We start from the raw sequence: 20,865 nt of genomic DNA on the forward strand, positions 1-20,865 counted from the left end.
CAGCTCGGGATCCACGACAACCGGACTGTTAGGGTCGATACTTCGGCCGGTAAAGTTGAGTGGATTCGACTAAAGGATGCGCCCGGCGCTCGGCCGGCCCACACCGACCAAGGACTAGAGAACTCACGTGGCACGGGATTACTACGGACTGCTCGGCGTCGGCAAGAACGCCACCGACCAGGAGCTCAAGCGCGCTTACCGCAAGCTGGCCCGCGAACTGCACCCCGATGTGAACCCAGACGAGGGCGCGCAGGCCCGCTTCAAGGAAGTCTCCACCGCCTACGAGGTGCTGACCGACCCCGAGAAGCGCCGGATCGTCGACCTCGGCGGTGACCCGCTCGAAAACGGCGGCGGCGGAGCAGGATTCAACGGTGCGGGCTTCGGCGGCCTCGGCGACGTCTTCGAGGCGTTCTTCGGCGGGATGAGCGGCCAGGGCGGTGGCCAGCGCAAGCCGCGCGGCCGCGTGCAGCCCGGCGCCGACTCGCTGATCCGCACCCGGCTGAGCCTGGCCGAATGCGCGGTCGGCGTCACCAAGCATCTGACCGTCGACACCGCGATCCTTTGCGATGTCTGCGTGGGCTCGGGCACCAACGGCAACTCCAAGCCGGTGCGCTGTGAGACCTGCGACGGCGCGGGCGAGGTGCAGTCGGTGCAGCGCTCGTTCCTCGGCCAGGTGCTCACCTCGCGGCCCTGCCCCACCTGCCGTGGCGCGGGCGAGACCATCCCCGACCCCTGCAACAAGTGCGGTGGCGACGGCCGCGTGCGCGCCCGTCGCGAGATCGCCGCGCCCATCCCGGCCGGTGTCGCCAGCGGCATGCGGGTTCGCCTGGCGGCGCAGGGCGAGGTGGGCCCCGGTGGCGGCCATGCCGGTGACCTCTACGTCGAGGTCGTCGAGCAGCCGCACGACACCTTCGTGCGCGACGGCGACGACCTGCACTGCACCGTCCGGGTGCCGATGGTCGACGCGATCCTCGGGACCACCGTGGTCGTCGACACCATCCTCGACGGCCCCACCGAACTCACCATCGCGGCGGGCACCCAGCCCGGCGAGGTCATCCAGCTGCGGGCGCACGGCATGCCGCGCCTGCGTTCGGGTGCGCGCGGTGACCTGCTCGCCCACCTCGACATCGTCGTGCCGAACAAGCTCGACGGCAGGCAGACCGATCTGCTGCGCAAGTTCAAGGGCATGCGGGACAAGGATCGCGCCGAGGTGATGTCGACCCAGTCCGAGCACAACAGCGGTCTGTTCGCCCGGCTGCGCGCGTCGTTCAGCGGGCGCTGAGCCCGTGGCCGCGACGGTCTTCTATCTCGACGAGGTCCCCGAGCCGGGCGCTGTCGCGGTGCTGGACGGCCCCGAAGGCCGCCATGCCGCGACCGTGCGCCGGATCAAGGTCGGCGAACCGATCACCCTGTCCGATGGGCACGGTGTGCTGGCCGACTCGGAAGTCGTTGCGGCCCAGAAGGACCGGCTCGAACTGGCGGTCCGTGACCGTCGGATCGCCGCGCCGCCCACCCCGGCGGTGACCGTGGTGCAGGCGCTGCCCAAGTCGGATCGCTCCGAGCTGGCCGTCGAATTGATGACCGAGGCCGGCGCGGACCTGATCGTCCCGTGGCAGGCCGCACGCTGCGTCGCGAACTGGGAAGCCAAGGCCGCCAAGGGCATCGAGAAGTGGCGTGCGGCGGCGAAATCCGCGGCCCGCCAATCCCGTCGCGCCTACATTCCCGAGATCGCCGGCCTGCACCGCACCCGCGACCTGGTGGAACTGGTGCGAAAAGCCAAGGCGGACGGCGCGATCGTCGCGGCCCTGCACGAATCCGGCGCGGGCAGATTCACCGAACTGCCGCTGGCCGAGGCGAGCGAAGTGGTGCTGATCGTCGGCCCCGAAGGCGGCCTCGACGATGCCGAGCTGGCCGCGCTCGCGGAGGCGGGAGCCGACATCGTGCTCCTCGGCCCGACCGTCCTGCGCACCTCCACCGCGGCGGCCGTCGCGCTCGGTGCGCTGGGGGCGCTGACCTCACGCTGGTGAGGCAGGAGTGGGCCGTCCGGAATCGGGTATTCCGACGTGGTCGCGAACGGCATACCACGGGCACATTTTTAACCACTGTGCGGTGTCAGTGCCCGGCGGTAAACTGATCTCATCGAACACCAGGTCGAAACCGGAAGCAGGCTGTAGCCACTTTTGAAGAACTCAGGCGAGATCGGCAATCCCGTATCAGACATCGGCGCAGGCGGTAACAATGCTGGTCCCGCCGCGCGGACCGTGCGTTCCAGCATCGAGCTCGCCCCGGAGTCGGTTTTCGGTTTCCTCGGCTCGGCCGACCAGAACCTGCGGCAGCTGGAGAAACTCCTCCCGGCCGACATCCATGTCCGCGGCAACACCGTCACCATCACCGGCAAGGCGGGCGATGTGGCGCTGGCCGAGCGGGTCATCGAGCAGCTCGTGGCGCTGACCGGCCGCAACCGGGTGATCACGCCCGAGGCGGTTCGCCACACCATCTCGATGCTCACCGACGAGGGCGTGTCCGAATCGCCCGCCGAGGTGCTGAGCCTGGACATCCTGTCGCGGCGGGGCAAGATCATCCGCCCCAAGACGCTGAACCAGAAGCGCTATGTCGACGCGATCGATGACAACACCATCGTGTTCGGCATCGGCCCCGCGGGCACCGGCAAGACCTACCTGGCCATGGCCAAGGCGGTGCAGGCCCTGCAGTCCAAGCAGGTCACCCGCATCATCCTGACCAGGCCCGCGGTCGAGGCGGGCGAGCGGCTCGGCTTCCTGCCGGGCACCCTCAACGACAAGATCGACCCGTACCTGCGCCCGCTCTACGACGCCCTGCACGACATGATGGACCCCGAAGCCATTCCCAAGCTGATGGCGTCCGGTGTCATCGAGGTCGCGCCGCTGGCGTACATGCGTGGTCGCAGCCTCAACGATTCGTTCATCATTCTCGACGAGGCGCAGAACACCACGGCCGAGCAGATGAAGATGTTCCTCACCCGCCTCGGCTTCGGTTCGCGGATGGTGGTCACCGGTGACATCTCGCAGGTCGACCTGCCCAACGGGCAGCGCTCGGGCCTGCGAGCGGCCGCGGAGATCCTCACCGATATCGATGACATCCACTTCTCGGAGCTCACCAGCGCCGACGTGGTCCGTCACCGGCTGGTCTCCGACATCGTCGACGCCTACGACCGCTTCGAATCCGAGACCCGCGCGGTGCCGGGCCCGCACTACCCGGGCAATCGCGCCCAGCGCAGGGCCGCAGGTCGCAGCGACCGGCGCTGACGTGCTCAGGGCCCATGTGCCGACCGGGGTCGCACCCTCTGGTCAGTCCAGAATCGGGGCGGGACACGATCGAGCTGGCCCGATGCCGCTCCCGGCGGCGTCGGGCCAGCACCGTACCCTGAACAGGTGAGCATCGAGATCGCCAACGAATCGGGCATGGACGTTCCCGAAGAAGACCTGGTCAGCGTCGCACGCTTCGTGATCGGCCGGATGGACGTCCATCCTGCCGCCGAACTGTCGATGGTGCTCGTCGATCTCGACACCATGGCCGACCTGCACGTGCGCTGGATGGACCTGCCCGGTCCCACCGACGTGATGTCGTTCCCGATGGACGAGCTCGAGCCCGGCGGTCGTCCCGACAGCCCGGAGCCCGGCCCGTCCATGCTCGGTGACATCGTGCTGTGCCCGGAGTTCGCGATGGGTCAGGCGCAGAAGGCAGACCATTCGCTCGATCACGAGCTGGCCCTGCTCACCGTGCACGGCGTGCTCCACCTGCTCGGCTACGACCATGCCGAGCCGGAGGAGGAGAAGGAGATGTTCGCGTTGCAGGCCCAGCTGCTCGAGGAGTGGTACGTGAGCCTGCGCGAGGAACAGCGCCGCGCCGAGCTGGCCGAGCGTGACGACCGTCTACTCGGCAAGGCAGGTTTCACCGCACCCGGTGAAGGCCCCGCGTGACAGCACTGACCCTGATCCCGCTGGCGATCGTGTTGATCGGTATCGGCGGGGTGTTCGCGGGCGTGGACTCGGCACTGAACACGGTGTCACGGGCCAGGCTCGACGACATGGTCCGCGAGGAGCGCCCCGGCGCCGCGCGACTGCGCAAGATCGTCGACGACCGTCCGCGCTATGTGAATCTCGTTGTCCTGCTGCGTATTCTGTGCGAGATCACTGCCACGGTGCTGCTGGCGGCGGCGACGCTCGACCTGTGGAACGAGAGTACGGCGCTGCTGGTCACCGCCGCGCTGATGGTCGTTGTCTCCTACGTCGTGATCGGCGTCGGCCCGCGTACTCTCGGCCGCCAGCACGCCTATTCGATCGCGTTGGCCGCCGCCGTGCCGCTGCAGATCATCGGCGCGGTGCTCAGCCCGGTCAGCCGCCTGCTGATTCTGCTCGGCAACGCGATCACCCCCGGTAAGGGATTTCGCAACGGCCCCTTCGCTTCCGAGATCGAGCTGCGCGAGGTGGTCGACATGGCCCGCGAGCGCGGCGTGGTGGCCGACGACGAACGCCGGATGATCCAGTCGGTCTTCGAACTCGGCGACACTCCGGCTCGCGCGGTGATGGTGCCGCGCACCGAGATGGTGTGGATCGAGGACGACAAGACCGCCGCCCAGGCGATGTCACTGGCGGTGCGATCGGGCCATTCCCGGATTCCGGTGATCGGCGAGAACGTCGACGATATCCGCGGCGTGGTCTACCTGAAAGACCTTGTGCCCTACGCCGATCGCGCCCGCAAGGTGTCGGTGGGCGATGTCATGCGGCCCGCGAACTTCGTCCCCGATTCCAAGCCGCTCGACGAACTGCTCGACGAGATGCAGCGACGCCGCAATCACATGGCGCTGCTGGTCGACGAGTACGGCGGTATCGCGGGACTGGTGACCATCGAGGACGTGCTCGAGGAGATCGTTGGTGAGATCGCCGACGAATACGACACCGACGAGACCCCGCCCGTGGAGGACCTCGGCGACGGGCGCTACCGCGTCTCGTCGCGGCTGTCGGTGGAAGACCTGGGGGAGCTGTACGGCCTCGACATCGAGGACGACGACGTGGACACGGTGGGCGGGCTGCTCGCTCACGAGCTGGGCCGCGTCCCGCTGCCCGGCTCCAAGGTGACCGTTTACGGGCTCGTGCTGCGCGGCGAGGGTGGTGCCGACGCGCGCGGGCGGATGCGGGTCAACACCGTGCTGGTGCGCCGGGCCGCGGACAAGGCCGACAAGCCGGAGAAGAAGACCGACAAGCCCCGCAAGGGCACGACCGACGAGGCAACCGCCGACACCGATCCGGTGCGCGTGCCCGACGACAACGGAGAACACCATGAGTGAACTGAACGCAGAGGACAACAAACTGCTGGTACTGGCGCGTGGCGCGCTGGGCCGCACCGGGGGTGCGAGCGGCGCCGCGGTGCGCGACACCGACGGCCGCACCTACGCCGCGGGCGAGGTCGGGCTGACCGCGCTGCGCCTGACCGCGCTGCAGGCCGCCGTGGCCGCCGCGATCTCGAGCGGCGCCGAGGGCTTCGAGGCGGCGGTCGTCGTCGGGGGTGACGCCGAGGACGCGGGCATCGACGCCGTGCGCGAGGTCTCGCCGTCGGCTGCGGTCATCCGCACCGATCGCACCGGCGCCGTGCTGAGCGAGGTGCACGGTGGCTGAGTCCGGCAAGGAATTCCGTTCCGGCTTCGTCTGTTTCGTCGGCCGCCCCAACACCGGCAAGTCGACGCTCACCAACGCACTGGTCGGCACCAAGATCGCGATCACGTCCTCGCGCCCGCAGACCACCCGCCACACCATCCGCGGCATCGTGCACCGCGAGAACGCCCAGCTGATCCTGGTCGACACCCCCGGCCTGCACCGTCCGCGCACCCTGCTCGGCCAGCGTCTCAACGATCTGGTCCGCGATACCTATTCCGAGGTCGACCTGATCGCGTTGTGCATCCCGGCCGACGAGAAGATCGGCCCCGGTGACCGCTGGATCGTCGAGCAGATCAGGATGATGGCGCCCAAGACCAAGATCCTCGGCGTGGTCACCAAGATCGACAAGGTGGGTCGCGACGAGATCGCCCACCAGCTGATGGCGCTGTCGAAGCTGCTCGGCCCCGAAGCCGAGGTCGTTCCGGTCTCGGCCGTGAAGGGAGAGCAGGTCGAGGTGCTCGTCGACGTGATCGCCTCGCAGATGCAAGAGGGCCCGGCGTTCTATCCCGACGGTGAGATCACCGACGAGCCGGAGGAAACCCTCATGGCCGAGCTGATCCGCGAGGCCGCCCTGGAAGGCGTGCGCGACGAACTGCCGCACTCGCTGGCCGTGGTGATCGAGGACATCGAGCCGTACGAGGCGAATGAGGACATGCTCGAAGTGCATGCCCTGCTGTACGTCGAACGGCCGAGTCAGAAGGCGATCATCATCGGTAAGAACGGCGCCCGCCTCAAGGAGGTCGGCACCAATGCCCGCAAGCAGATCGAGCACATTCTGGGCACCCGCATCTACCTGAACCTGCACGTGAAGGTCGCCAAGGATTGGCAGCGCGATCCGAAACAGCTGGGGAAGCTGGGCTTTTGACCGTTTGACTGTCGGCGGTTCGGGGTATCGTTCGGCGAACACGCCGGTTCGTTCGGCGTGCTTCGCTGATCGTCCGGGGAGGCCGTGGAAGTGCCCGATGCCAATGATGTCGGCAAGCTGCTGGAGCTGCTGCGGGCGCTCGAGATTCCCGATGCCCGCCCGCGCGTGCTGCGCACATTGGTCCACGGGCGGCGCGCGCTGCCCCGCCCGATCATCGAAGTCGTCGGCGTTGCCGGGCACACCGCGCTGGTCGGCGAAATCTACAGTTGGCTCAGCGAATCCGGGGGCAGGCGGGCTACGCCGCGCGCCAAGATCGACCTGCACGCGCCCGACTTGCCGCGTACGTTGCTCACCCCCGACCTCAACGCGATCGACGCGGGCCCGCACGCCAATGATCAGGAGATCCCCGGCCACTGCCTGCCGATCGTCCAGCAGCTGGTGGCGGGTTTCGCCGCCGACGACACCGCGATGGGCGCGATCAAGTTCCCGCGCTACCGCACCGCCGACTGGCTGACTCGCCAGCGGGTGACCTCCGACGAATCCGAGGCACCCGACGAGCTGCGTCGCAGACTGCCCAAACTGCTGCGTAGCGGTTCGCCGACGAGCCGTTCCGACACCGCCGAAGGTGTTGCGGGCGACACGATTTCGCGCGTGGTCTTCGGTGTGCTGGCGCTATGGCCGGTGCTGCGGTTGTGGCTGTGGGTGTCGGGGCGCATTCCCGGCATGTCGAAGGTGACGCGGTGGTTTCTGCACCAGCGCTACCTGGCGCCTGAATTGTCGGGCAGCTTTCTCGGTTTCGCCTCCCGGCTCACCGCGTCACATCGGGTCGACGAGAACGAGGAGCAGGTTGCCAAGCTCCTCGTACACGCGTTTCTCGAGGACCTGCGCGACGCTTACCGGCGCCGCATCTGGCGCCCGTCGAGCTGGCGGCGCACCGCCTATCCGGTGGCGTTGCTCGGTGGTCTGGCCGAGGGCAGCGACGGCGCGCGCATCCTCACCTGGATCAACGAAATCCGGAACGAGACCGGCCTTTTCGATCCGCTGGTCGTGGTGGCGCTGCGCGACGAAGGGCCGAGTCGTGAGGTCGGCGAGCTCTCGCACATCAGCGACCTCCGCCCGCTGCGCACCCTGGAAAGTCTCGCCGACGCGCCGACCCCGCAGCCGCCCGATCCGCTGCAGGAGTGGGTGCGCGAGATCGACAACCGCCGCACCCATCGTCAGGCCGACGCCTGGTTCCTCCCGTTGCGCGCGATCCTGCCGCCCGACACGACCCCGCGCGTCAGCGATGCCCGATTCCGCGGTCTCGCACTGCCGCCCGCGCCGCCACTCGCCGCGCGCAGCTGGTTCGTCGGTCTGTGCGTGCTGATCCCGATCGTGCTGGCCGTGGCCGCGACGCTGGTCTACTTCCCACCGCTGCGCGGCGCCGAATGTTCGCACTGGCCGTGGACCGACGGTGTCTCGGTGAGTTTGCGCGACGGTGAATGCGTCGGTTACAGCGACAACCCCCGCCAGACCTTCGCCGATGACCCCGAGCTGTCAGCGATGCAGCGAGAAGTGTTCCGGCTCAATGTCGCCGCGGCCGACGCGCGCGAGAACAATCCGAACAGACCTCTGATCTCGCTGGTGTACTTCGCCGGCCTCAGCTACGTCGACACCAATGTGCGCTACCCGCACGCCCAGGTCGAGGAGCTGGCCGGACTGGCGGTGCAGCAGCGTCGCGCGTTGCTGGCCTCCGATGAATCGGAACCGTTGCTGCGCATCATCATCGCCAACGGCGGCTCCGATATGCGCCAGGCCGGGTGGGTGGTCGACAATCCGCTGCGCGAGCTCGTGGCCGACGATCCCAGCGTGCTCGGCGTGGTGGGAATCGATCGCAGCAACGACGAGACCCGCAAGGCCATCACGCGTCTCGGTGAACTCGGTGTGCCCGCGGTGGCCACGACCCTGTCCGCCGATGGTCTGGAGCAGGCATCGCCGCTGTATTTCCAAGCGGCACCGAGCAATACCGTCCAGGCGCGTCTGGTCGCCGACTATGTGCAGGGCGCTCGTGACCTCAACGGCACACCCCGCTACGACAAGGTGGCGATCTATCACCCCGAGGCCGCCGGTGATCTGTACGTGACCACCCTGGTCGAGGATCTGCAGAAGGAGCTCGCCAAACGCGGTGTGGCGCAACAGAGCATGAGCTGGCGCGAACAGCAGCAGCTCTACCGCTTTCCCGCACCGTGCGAGACCGCCGGATTCGACCGCCGCACCCTGCTGTTCTTCGCCGGCCGCAACGACGACTTCCCGACCTTCGCCAAATCGGTGAGTCGCGGCTGCCTCAGTGGCGCGGGCCCGGCGATCCTCGGCAACGACGCGGTGACCAGGCTGATCACCGATCCGAAAGCCACCGCCGCGCTCCCGGCCAACCTCACCGTGCGCTACGTGTCCAAGGCATCGCCGGTCATGCTGGGCGGCGCCGATTGCGTCAGCGGCATCGGCAAGCTCGGCGACCAGCCGGTGCCGTTCGAACACGAGCAGCTGTGTACCGAACTGGCGGGGTTGATCGGAGACCTTCGTGGCTATCCCGACCTCACCGACTACCGGCCCACCTGGGCGGGTGACCGTACCGGTCTGGCCTTCGACGTGAGCGGCCTGTTCGTTCAGGCGGTGCGCAACAGCCGTGGCGTACTGGCCGACCTCCCGCCGAACCGAACCGCCATCGCGGTCCAGCTGCGCGAGTCCGACTATCGCGGCGTCACCGGCACTCTCGGCTTCTCGACCAGCCGCGTCGCCGACGGCTCGTCGATCGCCGTCCTGGTCACCACCGCGGTCGGCGGCGCGGGACCCCAGCGCTGCCTGATGATGTTTCCCCGGCAGACCGGCCAGGACGGCTGTCCGTCGGGTACGAAGAGCGACCTCGAAGGGTGGACGGAACCGGGCCGATAGGAACTGTCACCACCACTGCGTGGGGCGGTGCCGTTCCCAGTGCAGTTCCGATTCCAGCTGGGCCGCCAGCGAGATCAGCAGTGGTTCGCTGCCGGCGGTGCCCATCAGTTGCGCTCCGATCGGCAGTCCGGCGTCGGTGAATCCGGCAGGCACGTTCACGCTCGGCCAGCCGAGTACGTTCCACGGCCAGGTGTACGGGCACGCGGCGGTGATCAGATTGTTCGTCGCACCGAAGCCGATGCCATCGATCTCTTCCACCTGTGGGGGAGGGGTCGCGGTGGTCGGCGCCAGCACCAAGTCGTAGTCGTCGAAGAACGAGCCGATGCGCTTGTGCAGCAAGGGTTCCGCGAGCCGCGCGGCGGTGAGTGCGGGTCCGCTGAGCACGCGGCCGATGCGCGAATTGGTGGTGGTCCTCGGGTCGACGACCGCGCCCGGCATATCCCGGTGCACCCGGCTGATCCCCGCCAGCGAGCGCGGCAGGAAGGACGCGCCGATCATCAACCCGTAGTGCAGGTCTGTCACCGTGACGGTATGGCCGAGCGTGCGCAGGGTGGCGGCCAGTGCGTGCACGGCGGCCGCGATCTGCGGATCGAGCGCGGTTGTGGTCGCGGTGTACGGAATGCTCAGGGAGAGCGCGATTCTGAGCGTGCCGGGATCGCGCCCGACGGCCGCGCTCGCCTCGATGGGCGCGGGCTTGTGCCGGTCACCGTCGTGCGGTCCGGCGGCGATGTCGAGCAGCAGCGCCGCGTCCCGCACAGTGCGCGCGAGCGGTCCGTTGACGGTGAGCCCGTTGAACGCCTCCGCCAGCGGCCAGGTGGAGATGCGCCCCCGCTGCGGCTTGATCCCGATCAGGTTGGTCCACGAGGCCGGGATACGCACCGACCCCGCGCCGTCGGAACCCAGCGCGGCGGGGACCAATCCGGCCGCGACCGCCGCCGCGGATCCACCCGATGACCCACCCGGCGTGCGCGTGCGATCCCACGGATTGCGGGTGTGGCCGAACGCGTCACCGCTGGTGAACGGCAGCTGTCCCAGCTCGCAGGTATTGGCCTTGCCGACGATCACCGCACCCGCCGCGCGCAACCGGCGCACCGATTCGGCGTCCGCGGATTTCGGCGTGAACTCCCCGCCACACCCGAACGCGGTGACCTCGCCGCTGATGTCGGTGTCGTCCTTGACCGCGATCGGCACACCCAGCAGCGGCAGCCGCACACCCGCCGCCAACCGCGCGTCCGCCTCGGCCGCCTCCCGCAGCGCGGCGTCGCGACGGACGACCCGGAACGCGTTGAGCGTCGGCTGCGACGCCTCGATCCGGTCGAGCGCGTCGGCGACGGCGACGACCGAGGAAATACTGCCGTCGGCCACGGCCGAGGACAGCTCGGTGAGGCCGAGATCGGCCGAGGAATTCGGCGCGAGGTGGTCGGGCGCGGACATGTGAGCTCCGTCTCTGCAGGTGCGTGGCTCGACCGTAACGCGAACCTGGTCACCCGTCCACATCCCCTAGGGTGGGTATAGACATACATACAGGATGTATGTAACAGTGGACGTGCCCAGCATTCGACCAGGGGAGGACCCCATGGGAATCAGCTCAGCACTCGGCCCGGCACGCGAGATCGCCCTGTCGTCCGGCCGCATCCGCTACCACGACACCGGCTCCGGATCGCCGGTCGTCTTCGTCCACGGACTACTCGTCAACGCCGATATCTGGCGCGGGGTCGTGCCCGGTCTCGCGGCCGCCGGCCACCGCTGCCTCACGCCCGACTGGCCGCTCGGATCCCACACCATCCCGATGCCCGACGCCGACCTCAGCCCCACCGGCATCGCGGACCTGATCGCCGAGTTCCTCGACGCGCTCGACCTCACCGACGTCACGATCGTCGCCAACGACACCGGCGGTGCGCTCACCCAGATCCTGATGACCCGCCGACCGGAACGGATCGGCCGCGTCGTCCTGGCCGCCGTCGACTGCTACGAAGTGTTCCCGCCGCAGCCTTTCGCGGGCTTGCTGAAGGTGGCGAAGATTCCCGGCATGATCCGCCCGCTGCTGGCGCCGATGCGCTTCGGGTTCATGCAGCGCCTGCCACTCGGATTCGGGCTGGTCACCAAACATGAACTGCCGCAAGAGATCGCGCAGTCCTATTTGGGGTCTGCCCGGCGCAACGCCGCCATCCGCGACGACCTGCGCCGCTTCGCCGCCGGTGTCGACAAGCGATGCACCGTGGCCGCCGCCGAACACTTCGGCACGGTCGATGTCCCGGTGCTGGTGGTCTGGTCGACCGAGGACAAACTGTTCCCGATGGCGCTGGCCGAACGGCTGGTCGCCGATCTACCGCGGGCGAGCCTGCGCACCCTCGACAATTCCTACACTTTCATCCCCGAGGACCGGCCGGAGTTGCTCACCGAACTGATCGTGGAGTTCACTCGGCTGCATGCAGCGCCGTAGTCAGGAGGATCGCTCCCGCGTCACCCGAGCCGCGCTCGAGCAGGCAGGCCGTCGCCTGTTCGCCGAGCGCGGCTTCGCCGGTACATCGGCCGAGCAGTTGGTGGCCGCAGCCGGTGTCACCCGTGGCGCTCTGCACCATCACTACGGCGACAAACGCGGACTGTTCCTCGCGGTTCTCGAACAGGTCGAGACCGAGGCCACCGAGGAGATCGCGAGCGCCGTCGCCGCAGTCGACCGTGCCGACATCATCGGCGGCATGACCGCGGGTCTGGCGCGTTTTCTCGACATCTGCGCCCGCCCGGAAATGCTGCGCATCGTGTTGATGGACGCCCCGACCGTCCTCGGCTGGCCCGCTTTCCGCGAATTCGAAGCTCGCCACGGACTCGGCCTCATCACCGACGAACTGCAACGTGCCACCGACGCGGGCCTGATCCCGGTCGCCCCCGTTCCGGTACTCGCGCAACTACTGCTCAGCGCCATCACCGAAGCCTCGCTCATCGTCGCCCACGCCGATGACCCCGACCGTGCTCGCATCGACACCCAGCAATCGCTGCTGCTACTCATCGCCGGTCTGCTCCAGTCCTGATCCGTGTCCGTGACCGCGGTGTCGGGCGCACATGCAAGACTGGGCGCGTGCGGTTGTATCGGGATGAGGCGGTAGTGGTTCGCCAGCACAAGCTGGGCGAGGCCGATCGCATCGTCACGCTCCTGACCAGGCAACACGGGCTCGTCCGGGCGGTGGCGAAGGGGGTGCGGCGCACCAAATCGAAGTTCGGGGCGCGGCTCGAGCCGTTCTCCTATATCGATGTGCAGTTGCACCCAGGGCGCACGCTCGACATCGTCACCCAGGTCATCACCGTGGAGGCGTTCGCCGCCGACATCATCGACGACTACGGCCGCTACACCACCGCGTGCGCGATCCTCGAAACCGCCGAGCGTCTCGCGGGCGAAGAACGCGCACCCGCCCCGAAGCTGCACGTACTCACCGCGGGTGCCCTGCGCGCGATCGCCGCCAAACAGCGACCCCACGAACTGATCCTGGACGCGTACCTGTTGCGCGCCATGGGTTTCGCCGGCTGGGCGCCCGCGCTCGACGAATGTGCCCGCTGCGCGACCCCCGGCCCGCACCGCGCTTTCCATGTGGCCGCGGGCGGTGCGGTCTGTGTGCACTGCCGTCCGCCGGGCGCGAGCACGCCCATCACCGGGGTGCTCGATCTGCTCGTCGCCCTGTTGAAGGGGGAGTGGGCCTACATCGACAGCGTTCCCGACAACGTCCGCCGCCAGGCCAGCGGTCTCGTCGCCGCCCACCTGCAGTGGCATCTGGAGCGCCAGCTGCGCACGCTCCCGCTGATCGAGCGATCCCGCATCGAACCCGCGGACCGGCCCGACGCCGCTGTCGTCGGCCGGGTCGGCTGAGCAAACGACGCGAAGCCGGAGCCCGTGCAGCCCGCACCCGGCGATCAGGCAGGATGGACGCCGTGATCCTGCGTCGTGACTCCTCTCCCGCGAGCAAGGACGGCACCCGCACCGTGCGGCCGCCGTCCCAGCATCCTTCCGGCGCGCGTCCGCCCGCGATCCCGCCCGAGCTCGTCCCCAACCACGTCGCGCTGGTGATGGACGGCAACGGGCGCTGGGCCCAGGAGCGTGGCCTGCCACGCACCGCCGGACACGAACGCGGCGAGGCCGTGCTGATGGACTCCGTCGAAGGTTGCATCGAGATCGGCGTGAAGTGGCTCTCGGCCTACGCCTTCTCCACCGAGAACTGGCGGCGCAGCCCCGATGAGGTGCGCTTCCTGATGGGCTTCAACCGCGACGTGATCCGCCGCCGCCGCGACGAGATGCACGAGATGGGTGTGCGGGTGCGCTGGGCCGGGCGCCGGCCTCGCCTGTGGCGCAGCGTGATCAAGGAACTCGAGGTGGCCGAAGAGCTCACCAAGGACAACGACGTGATGACGCTGACCATGTGCGTCAACTACGGTGGCCGTGCCGAAATCGCCGACGCCGCAAGGGAAATCGCTCGCCGGGTGGCCGCGGGTGAGATCGACCCGGAGAAGGTCGACGAGGCCACCGTCGCGAAGTATCTCGACGAACCCGATATGCCCGATGTCGACCTGTTCCTTCGCCCCTCCGGCGAGTTCCGCAGCTCGAACTTCTTGATCTGGCAGGCGGCCTACGCCGAATTCGTTTACCAGGACACGCTTTTCCCCGACTTCGACCGGCGTAACCTGTGGGACGCGTGCCTGGAATACGCCAAGCGCGATCGCCGCTTCGGTGGCGCCAAATGAGTGACGACGGAGCCGAGATGGATACGACGGTCTCACCCGAAATCGACCTGCAGGCGCGCACCGGCGCGTGCCTGCAGATGCAGGACGTCGATGTCCGGGTGGACTCGGACGGGTCGCTGGGCTTCGAATACGACGGTGCCCTGTGCTCGATCCGCGCCGTCACCCTCGCGCCCGGCCTCACCGTGCTGTCGCTGACCAGCGTGCTGGCGTGGGATCGCCCGCTCAAGACGGCGCTGCACAAGCGCGTCGCCGAACGCAACAACGAGATCCAGTTCGGTTCGGTCACGCTGATCGCCCGTGGCCAGCTGGGCGACGTCATTCTGCGCTACACCTTCCCCGCCGAAGGCCTGGACGACGGGGCCCTCACCACCATGCTGCTGCTCGCGCTGTCCGGTGCGAGCCGAGCCCGGCAGGGGTTGCTCGCGCCGTAACCCGTGACACCTGTCATGGGCGAATGGTGACAGTCGGCTCAGGTTTCGCGGCCTCGTCCGCGCGAATCTTGAACCATGCCTTCACCACGAACCACCCGCGCGGCCATCGAGCTGCGCGACCTGCGTAAATCCTTTCCCGGAACCACGGGTCCGGTCCGCGCCGTCGACGGTCTCGACCTGACCGTGGCGCCGGGAGAGATCGTCGCCTTCCTCGGCCCCAACGGCGCGGGTAAGTCGACCACGATCGACCTGCTGCTCGGCCTGACCGCTCCCGATTCGGGCACGGTCGCGGTCTTCGGCGAAGCGCCGGAGGATGCCGTGCGGGCCGGCCGGGTGGCCGCGGTGCTGCAGTCGGGTGGGCTGCTGCCCGACCTCACCGTCGGCGAAACCGTTCGCTTGGTCGCCGCCCTGCACGCCCGGCCGCGGCCGGCGCCGGAAGTCCTCGAGCGGGCAGGCATCGCCGATATCGCCGACCGCCTCGTCGGAAAGTGCTCGGGTGGCCAGCAGCAGCGGCTGCGGTTCGCGCTGGCACTGCTGCCCGACCCGGACCTGATCGTGCTGGACGAACCCACCACCGGCATGGACGTGTCGGGTAGGCGCGATTTCTGGGCGGCCATGCGCGAGGACGCGGTGAGTGGCCGCACCGTGCTGTTCGCCACCCACTACCTCGACGAAGCCGACGCCTACGCCGACCGGATCGTGCTGGTGCGTGCCGGTCGTATCGTCGCCGACGGCAGCGCCGCCCAGATCAAGAACCTGACCGTCGGCCGGACCGTGGCGGCCACCCTGCCCGGTGCCGACCCGGCCCACCTGTCCGCGCTGCCCGGCGTCGAGCAGGTGGAGCTGCGCGGCGATCGAATCCTGATGCAGGCCAGAGACTCCGATGACATCGCCCGTTATCTGCTCACCCACACCGCGGCCCACGACATCGAAATCACCACCCACAACCTGGAATCGGCGTTCCTCGCGCTGACCTCCGCACCCGAAGGCGAGCGCTGACATGATCGAGACAACCCGCACCGCGACGAAACCGGTGCGCACACCTCGCCTCGGCGGCTTCAGCGCGGCCTTTCTCTCGCTCGAACTTCGCCGCATGCTCCGCAACCGGCGCACCCTGATCTTCACCCTGATCATGCCGCCGGTGTTCTTCGTGATCTTCGGTCTACAGGGTGGAAACCGGGACGAGTCCTTCGGTTCGGGCAACATCACCGGCTACATCATGGTGTCGATGGCGCTCTACGGGGCCCTGCTCGCGACTACCAGCGGCGGCGCGATGGTAGCGGTCGAACGTGCCCACGGCTGGACCCGCCAGCTACGGCTGACACCGCTGCGGCCGGTGGCCTACGTGGCGACGAAGGTCGCGGTCGCGATGTCGCTGGGGCTGGTGGCGGTGGCGACGGTGTTCGCCGTCGGCGCGTTCTGCGGTGCCGCTCTGACACCGGTGGCCTGGGTGGCCTGCTTCCTGCTCGCCTGGATCTGCTCGCTGGTGTTCGCGGCCTTCGGTCTGCTCATGGGCTACCTGTTGCCCTCGGAGAACGTCATGCAACTGCTCGGCCCGGGACTGGCGATGCTGTCGTTCGCGGGCGGGCTGTTCTTCCCGATCCACGGGTGGTTCGCCGCTGTGTCGAAGGTATTGCCGACCTACGGGGTCGCCACCCTGGTGCGTACCCCGTTCGGTGATACCGGTGCGGGCACCATCGCGCTGGCCGTGGTGAATGTCGTCGCGTGGACCGCGGTGTTCGTGGTGGGCGCGGCCGCGCTGTTCCGCCGGGACACCGCCCGTTGAACGAACGATCACGCGGGCCGATTCGTGGGTACCGTCGGTACTCGCCGGGTCGGCCCGCGTGGCTGCGCAAGTGCTGTGAGAAGGGAATGCTCGTGAGTTCGGGTGACTTCGTCGACCGGGTGTTCGGCACCGGGGCGACCGATACCAGCGGCATGCGCCGCGGGTGGTTCGGTGCCGCGCTCGCGGCGGGATGGTTGCTGTACCTGGTACCGCAGATCCACGACAGCTGGGTCGAGCACGGCACGGTGCGGGCGGTCGGTGCGACGGTAGCCGTGCTGGCGTTCGGCGGGCTGATCGTGACGGCGTTCGTCGTCTTCCGCCGGCTCGACTGGGACGAGCAGGACGATCCGCGGTCTGTCGATCCGCGGATCTGGCCGCTGCTCGTAGGCATGGCCGCGTTGTCGGTGGTGATGATGGCGCTGCTCGGCGCGGCCGCGCTCCCGACCGTGCTCTACATCGCCGCGGTCGCGATATTCTCGCTGCCCACCCGGCTCTCGTTGGTCGTGGTGGTGGCGGTATCGGCGACGATGGTGGCGATGCCCGTGTTCGCGCCGGGCCGGTGGCTCGGTGGCACGGCGCTGGTGCTCGCGGTGATTCCACCGGTGATCTGGCTCGCCAGGGAGATCGGCCTGCGCGGCAGGCGACTACAGGCGATTACCCGTAGTCAGCGCGCCGACCTGGCGATCGAGGCCGAGCGCAATCGGGTCGCCCGCGATGTGCACGACATCCTCGGTCATTCCCTCACGGTGATCACCATCAAAACCGAACTCGCGCAACGCCTTATCGATGTCGACGTGGCGCGCGCCAAGACCGAACTCGCCGATGTGGAACGCTTGGCCCGCGAGGCGCTCGCCGGGGTGCGCGACACCGTGGGTGGTCTGCGTGAGGTGAGTTTGCGCCGAGAACTCGCCACCGCGCACACCGCGCTGACCGCGGCCGAGATCGTTGCTGTACTGCCCGATTCGACGATGGTGGACACTCGGCACAGTGAGCTGTTCGGCTGGGTGCTGCGCGAGGCGGTGACCAACGTCGTGCGTCACAGTGCGGCCGAACACTGCACCGTGGTCGTCACCGAGAACAGCATCGAGATCACCGACGACGGCCGTGGCTGCGACGTCACCGCATCGTCCGGCTCGGGTTTGCGCGGGCTGGCCGAGCGACTGCGCGCGGCCGGTGGCACGCTGACCATGTCCACGCCGACGGGCGGTGGCGTCGGCCTGCTGGCGACGGTCCCCGCGGAAGGGAGTGTCCGATGATCCGGCTGCTGCTCGCCGACGACCAGGCACTGGTGCGCGGCGCGCTTGTCGCCCTGCTCGGTCTGGAATCCGACCTCGAGGTGGTCGCCGAAGTCGGCCGTGGCGACGAAGTCCTGGCCGCGGTGACCCGCACCAGCCCCGACGTGGCACTGCTCGACATCGACATGCCCGGCCTGGACGGCATCGAGGTCGCCGCCCGCCTGCACGCCGCACACCCTCGCGTGCGAATCCTCATGGTCACCACGTTCGGTCGACCCGGCTACCTACGCCGCGCCATCGATGCGGGCGCGAGTGGGTTCGTCGTGAAGGACACTCCCGCACGGGAATTGGCCGACGCGGTCCGCCGGGTACATCTGGGACTACGCGTCGTGGACCCGGCGCTGGCGACCGAGACCCTCACTGCCGGAACGTCTCCGCTCACGGCCAGGGAACGTCAAGTGCTCGCCGCGGCCGCCGACGGTTCGGCGGCCGGGGCCATCGCCGAGCGCTTACACCTGTCAGAAGGGACTGTGCGCAACCATCTTTCGGCCGCGATCGGCAAGACCGGCACCCGCAACCGCGCGGAGGCGATCCTGGCGGCGCAGCGTCAGGGCTGGTTGTAGCTCAGCGCTCGGGCTTCCAGGTGATCTTGCCGCCCGTGAAATCCTGGGCCTTGCCGCCCTGATAGTCGTACTCGTCGCTGGTGGGGTAGCCGTAGCGGCCGTTTTCGCCGCCCGCGCGGATCCAGTCGGCCTGGATGCTGCCCCACACCGCGTGCGCGCCGGTCTTCGACGTCCAGTAGATGGCGCCGGTCGGGAACATGGTGAACTGTCCGTCGCCCTTGCCCGCCGCGGACACATCGGTGAGCGGGAAGCCCAGCGGGCTCGATTCCCAGCCCAACGCCGCCCACTTGTCGCGGATCGGACCGCTGATCTGGTGTGCGCCGGTGCCGACGGACCAGTAGATCGAGCCCTTCTGGAAGTGGTTGTACCGGCCGCTGCCCGACGGGGTGGACTGCTCGCGGGTAGTCGGGTAGCCGAGCTTGCCCGACTCGTTGCCCGTCTCGGCGAACTTGTCCCGGATCTGACCCGCGACGGTGTTGGCGTTGGTGTCGGGATGCCAGTAGATGGCCGCGTTGTTGGCGAAGGTCTGGTACTTGCCGCCGGCCGCCGCGTCGGCTTCCGGGGAGGTGGGCTCGCCCAGCGCCGGGCCGCCCGCCTGGTCGTATTCGGTCTCGATCGCGCCGCCCACCTCGAATCCGCCGATCATCCTGGCCTGCGCGGTGCCTGCCATCGCCGCGGGCAGCGCGGCCACGACGGTCACGGCTGCCAGTGCGGTCAGGCCGCGTGATCGAAGGGTTCGACGGTGCAAAGTCACAGGAAACTCCCTGGTCGGATCGGTATTCAACGATGTCCGGCGCTCGGGACCCCCTCCGGTGCCGCACCCGAACCTACCCGTTCGGCGGCGGTGGCAACAGTGGCCTTGCTCACCTGGGATGGTGCGGAGGTCCCGGCAGCATGACCTCGAGACCGCGGGCGAAATCCTCCGGGGCGACGTCGGCGAGCAGGAGGTGCTGCAGGATGAAGCCGGGCAGCAGCCCGATGAGCGTTTTGGCGATCGCGTCGGAATCGGTGCCCGGCGGCAGCCAGCCGGACTCGCACAACCGGTCCGCGTATTCGAACCACAGCGCGCGCATCGACGCGATGGCCGCGCGTACCGGGACGGCCGCCTCGTCCGAGACCAGCGCGAGCGCCCACGCCTGTGGGGCGAGCCGCAGCGGTCCCTCGGGCCCACTGCGTTTGACGATCTCGGTGGTCAGCAGCCGGATGACCTCCGCCGGGGGAGGCGGGGTCTCGGTGCGGATGATCTCGGCGAGCCGCTCGCGCAGCGGCCCCATCGTGCGGTTCACGAGCGCGGCGATGATCTCGTTCTTGCTGGTGAAGTACCGGTAGACCGCACCCGCCGACATCTGCGACTCGGCGAAGACGTCCTGCATCGAGGTCTCGTGGAAGCCCTTCCTGGCGAAGCACAGCTGCGCGGCGTCGAGGATCTGCTGCCTGCGGCGTTCCAGGTGTTCTTCGCTGACTCTGGGCATGAGTCAAAAGTAAAACGAATGTCCGTTCTTGACAAGCGAGGTGGGCGGTGTCACGGTAGGAACATCAAAAAGAACGAACATTCGCTTTAAGGGGAGAAACCGCATGACGATCACCCGCCGAGCAGTAGCTCTCGGCCTCGCGGCCACCGCGATCCAGGCCCTGATGCTCATCGCCTTCGCCTGGCCCGCCGTCAATATCGGCCCGCGTGATCTGCCGGTCGCCGTCGCGGGTCCTGCCTCGGTCCAGGTCGCCCAGCAACTGCGGCAGCGCGATCCCGAGGCCTTCGAGATCACCACCGTCGCCGACGCGCAGCAGGCGCGAAACGCGATGGCCGACAACGAGATCTACGGCGCCATCATCACCGGCAACGGCGCACCGCAGGTCCTGGTCGCCTCCGCCGCCTCGCCCGCCGTCGCCCAGCAGCTCACCGCCGTGGCGCAACAACTCAGCGGTATCCCCGTCGCTCCCGTCGAGGACGTGATCGCCATCGATCCCGACGACCAGCGCGGCGCGGGCTTCGGCTCGATGGTCCTGCCGCTGGTCATGTCCGGCATGGCCGCGGGCATCCTGCTCACCCTGTTGGTCCCCGCCTTCGGGTCCCGGCTCGCCGGACTGGCCGCCTTCGGTATCGCGGGCGGGCTTCTGAGCACCCTGATCTTCCACACCTGGCTCTCGATCCTGCCCGGCTCCTATCTCGAACTGGCCGCCATCGCGGGCTTGGCCTCCTTCACCGTCGCCGCCGTCATCGTCGGACTGGCCGCCGCCATCGGCCGCCCCGGCATCGGCCTGGGCGCCCTCACCATGCTGCTGGTCGGCAACCCGTTCTCCGCCGCCACCTCGGCCCCCGAACTCCTGCCCCAGCCCTGGGGCACCATCGGCCAGTTGCTCCCCCCGGGCGCCGCCGCCTCCCTGCTCCGCTCGGTCGCCTACTTCGACGGTGCCGGCGCCCTCGCCCCCCTCGCTGTCCTACTCGCCTGGGCCGCAGGCGGAGTCGCCCTCCTCGGCCTCGGCGCCCTCCGCTCCCGCCAGCTGACCACGCCTACCGCATCTCCCGAACCGGTGGCAGTACCCGCGTGACCCTCCCCGCGAAAACGCTCCGC

General features: G+C 68.7%; 21 protein-coding genes. 18 read left to right on the top strand and 3 right to left on the bottom strand.

Translation table 11 applies throughout. The features are described from left to right. Window positions 1-127: 127 nt before the first annotated feature. The 8 genes from dnaJ (at window position 128) to ACFULV_RS16260 (ending at window position 9,489) form a co-directional block, all read left to right on the top strand. On the top strand, window positions 128-1,282 hold the full coding sequence (dnaJ, locus tag ACFULV_RS16225) for a molecular chaperone DnaJ (protein ID WP_378637506.1): 1,155 nt from the start codon (window positions 128-130) through the stop codon (window positions 1,280-1,282). Between the two features lie 4 nt (window positions 1,283-1,286). After that, window positions 1,287-2,027 (top strand): 16S rRNA (uracil(1498)-N(3))-methyltransferase, encoded by a 741-nt coding sequence (locus ACFULV_RS16230; protein ID WP_378657253.1) that lies wholly within the window; start codon window positions 1,287-1,289, stop codon window positions 2,025-2,027. 192 nt (window positions 2,028-2,219) lie between these two features. After that, entirely contained in the window at window positions 2,220-3,284 is a 1,065-nt protein-coding gene (locus ACFULV_RS16235; RefSeq protein ID WP_378637749.1) for a PhoH family protein, read from the top strand. Between the two features lie 126 nt (window positions 3,285-3,410). Next, window positions 3,411-3,959 carry an rRNA maturation RNase YbeY gene (ybeY, locus tag ACFULV_RS16240; RefSeq protein WP_364410399.1) on the top strand — a complete coding sequence of 183 codons (549 nt, stop codon included), beginning with the start codon at window positions 3,411-3,413 and terminating at the stop codon, window positions 3,957-3,959. Continuing rightward, a complete protein-coding gene (locus ACFULV_RS16245) occupies window positions 3,956-5,326 on the top strand; it encodes a hemolysin family protein (protein WP_378657256.1) in 1,371 nt (456 codons plus the stop codon). Before ybeY ends, ACFULV_RS16245 begins: the two co-directional genes overlap by 4 nt. Further along, complete coding sequence (locus ACFULV_RS16250; protein ID WP_378637513.1) at window positions 5,319-5,654, top strand: cytidine deaminase; 336 nt, start codon at window positions 5,319-5,321, stop codon at window positions 5,652-5,654. The genes ACFULV_RS16245 and ACFULV_RS16250 overlap by 8 nt, the downstream gene beginning before the upstream one ends. Further along, the gene (gene era / locus ACFULV_RS16255; protein WP_378637515.1) at window positions 5,647-6,558 is read left to right on the top strand and encodes a GTPase Era; all 912 of its coding nucleotides are present in this window, start codon (window positions 5,647-5,649) and stop codon (window positions 6,556-6,558) included. The genes ACFULV_RS16250 and era overlap by 8 nt, the downstream gene beginning before the upstream one ends. A gap of 90 nt (window positions 6,559-6,648) precedes the next feature. Next, a complete protein-coding gene (locus tag ACFULV_RS16260; protein WP_378657259.1) occupies window positions 6,649-9,489 on the top strand; it encodes an ABC transporter substrate-binding protein in 2,841 nt (946 codons plus the stop codon). 6 nt (window positions 9,490-9,495) lie between these two features. Here ACFULV_RS16260 and ACFULV_RS16265 read toward each other — a convergent pair whose 3' ends face one another. After that, window positions 9,496-10,923 carry an amidase gene (locus ACFULV_RS16265; protein ID WP_378657262.1) on the bottom strand — a complete coding sequence of 476 codons (1,428 nt, stop codon included), beginning with the start codon at window positions 10,921-10,923 and terminating at the stop codon, window positions 9,496-9,498. A 142-nt stretch (window positions 10,924-11,065) separates the two neighbouring features. Between ACFULV_RS16265 and ACFULV_RS16270 the strand changes: the two genes are divergently transcribed. From ACFULV_RS16270 to ACFULV_RS16310, 9 genes are all read left to right on the top strand, one after another. Next, on the top strand, window positions 11,066-11,932 hold the full coding sequence (locus ACFULV_RS16270; RefSeq protein ID WP_378657265.1) for an alpha/beta fold hydrolase: 867 nt from the start codon (window positions 11,066-11,068) through the stop codon (window positions 11,930-11,932). Beyond that, window positions 11,919-12,518, top strand: coding sequence for a TetR/AcrR family transcriptional regulator (locus ACFULV_RS16275; RefSeq protein WP_378637525.1), 600 nt, complete (start codon window positions 11,919-11,921; stop codon window positions 12,516-12,518). Before ACFULV_RS16270 ends, ACFULV_RS16275 begins: the two co-directional genes overlap by 14 nt. A 47-nt stretch (window positions 12,519-12,565) precedes the next feature. Beyond that, window positions 12,566-13,348 carry a DNA repair protein RecO gene (gene recO, locus ACFULV_RS16280; protein WP_101463905.1) on the top strand — a complete coding sequence of 261 codons (783 nt, stop codon included), beginning with the start codon at window positions 12,566-12,568 and terminating at the stop codon, window positions 13,346-13,348. A 53-nt stretch (window positions 13,349-13,401) separates the two neighbouring features. Next, entirely contained in the window at window positions 13,402-14,217 is an 816-nt protein-coding gene (locus ACFULV_RS16285; RefSeq protein ID WP_378637531.1) for an isoprenyl transferase, read from the top strand. A 77-nt stretch (window positions 14,218-14,294) separates the two neighbouring features. Then, a complete protein-coding gene (locus ACFULV_RS16290) occupies window positions 14,295-14,648 on the top strand; it encodes a YbjN domain-containing protein (RefSeq protein WP_378637751.1) in 354 nt (117 codons plus the stop codon). Between the two features lie 75 nt (window positions 14,649-14,723). Continuing rightward, window positions 14,724-15,647 carry an ABC transporter ATP-binding protein gene (locus tag ACFULV_RS16295; protein WP_378657267.1) on the top strand — a complete coding sequence of 308 codons (924 nt, stop codon included), beginning with the start codon at window positions 14,724-14,726 and terminating at the stop codon, window positions 15,645-15,647. A gap of 1 nt (window position 15,648) precedes the next feature. After that, window positions 15,649-16,434 (top strand): ABC transporter permease, encoded by a 786-nt coding sequence (locus tag ACFULV_RS16300; RefSeq protein WP_378657270.1) that lies wholly within the window; start codon window positions 15,649-15,651, stop codon window positions 16,432-16,434. A gap of 92 nt (window positions 16,435-16,526) precedes the next feature. Further along, window positions 16,527-17,690 (top strand): sensor histidine kinase, encoded by a 1,164-nt coding sequence (locus tag ACFULV_RS16305; protein WP_378637539.1) that lies wholly within the window; start codon window positions 16,527-16,529, stop codon window positions 17,688-17,690. Further along, the gene (locus ACFULV_RS16310) at window positions 17,687-18,292 is read left to right on the top strand and encodes a response regulator (protein ID WP_378637541.1); all 606 of its coding nucleotides are present in this window, start codon (window positions 17,687-17,689) and stop codon (window positions 18,290-18,292) included. The genes ACFULV_RS16305 and ACFULV_RS16310 overlap by 4 nt, the downstream gene beginning before the upstream one ends. 1 nt (window position 18,293) lies before the next feature. On the opposite strand, the gene ACFULV_RS16315 is transcribed toward ACFULV_RS16310, so the two are convergent. Both ACFULV_RS16315 and ACFULV_RS16320 read right to left on the bottom strand, forming a co-directional pair. After that, a complete protein-coding gene (locus ACFULV_RS16315; RefSeq protein WP_378657272.1) occupies window positions 18,294-19,046 on the bottom strand; it encodes an LGFP repeat-containing protein in 753 nt (250 codons plus the stop codon). A gap of 109 nt (window positions 19,047-19,155) precedes the next feature. Next, window positions 19,156-19,764, bottom strand: coding sequence for a TetR/AcrR family transcriptional regulator (locus ACFULV_RS16320; RefSeq protein WP_378637547.1), 609 nt, complete (start codon window positions 19,762-19,764; stop codon window positions 19,156-19,158). Between the two features lie 103 nt (window positions 19,765-19,867). On the opposite strand from ACFULV_RS16320, the gene ACFULV_RS16325 reads away from it, so the two are divergent. Then, window positions 19,868-20,842 (top strand): hypothetical protein, encoded by a 975-nt coding sequence (locus tag ACFULV_RS16325; protein ID WP_378657274.1) that lies wholly within the window; start codon window positions 19,868-19,870, stop codon window positions 20,840-20,842. Window positions 20,843-20,865 lie beyond the last annotated feature (23 nt).

The organism is Nocardia sp. NPDC057272 (assembly GCF_042668615.1).
Taxonomy (GTDB): domain Bacteria; phylum Actinomycetota; class Actinomycetes; order Mycobacteriales; family Mycobacteriaceae; genus Nocardia.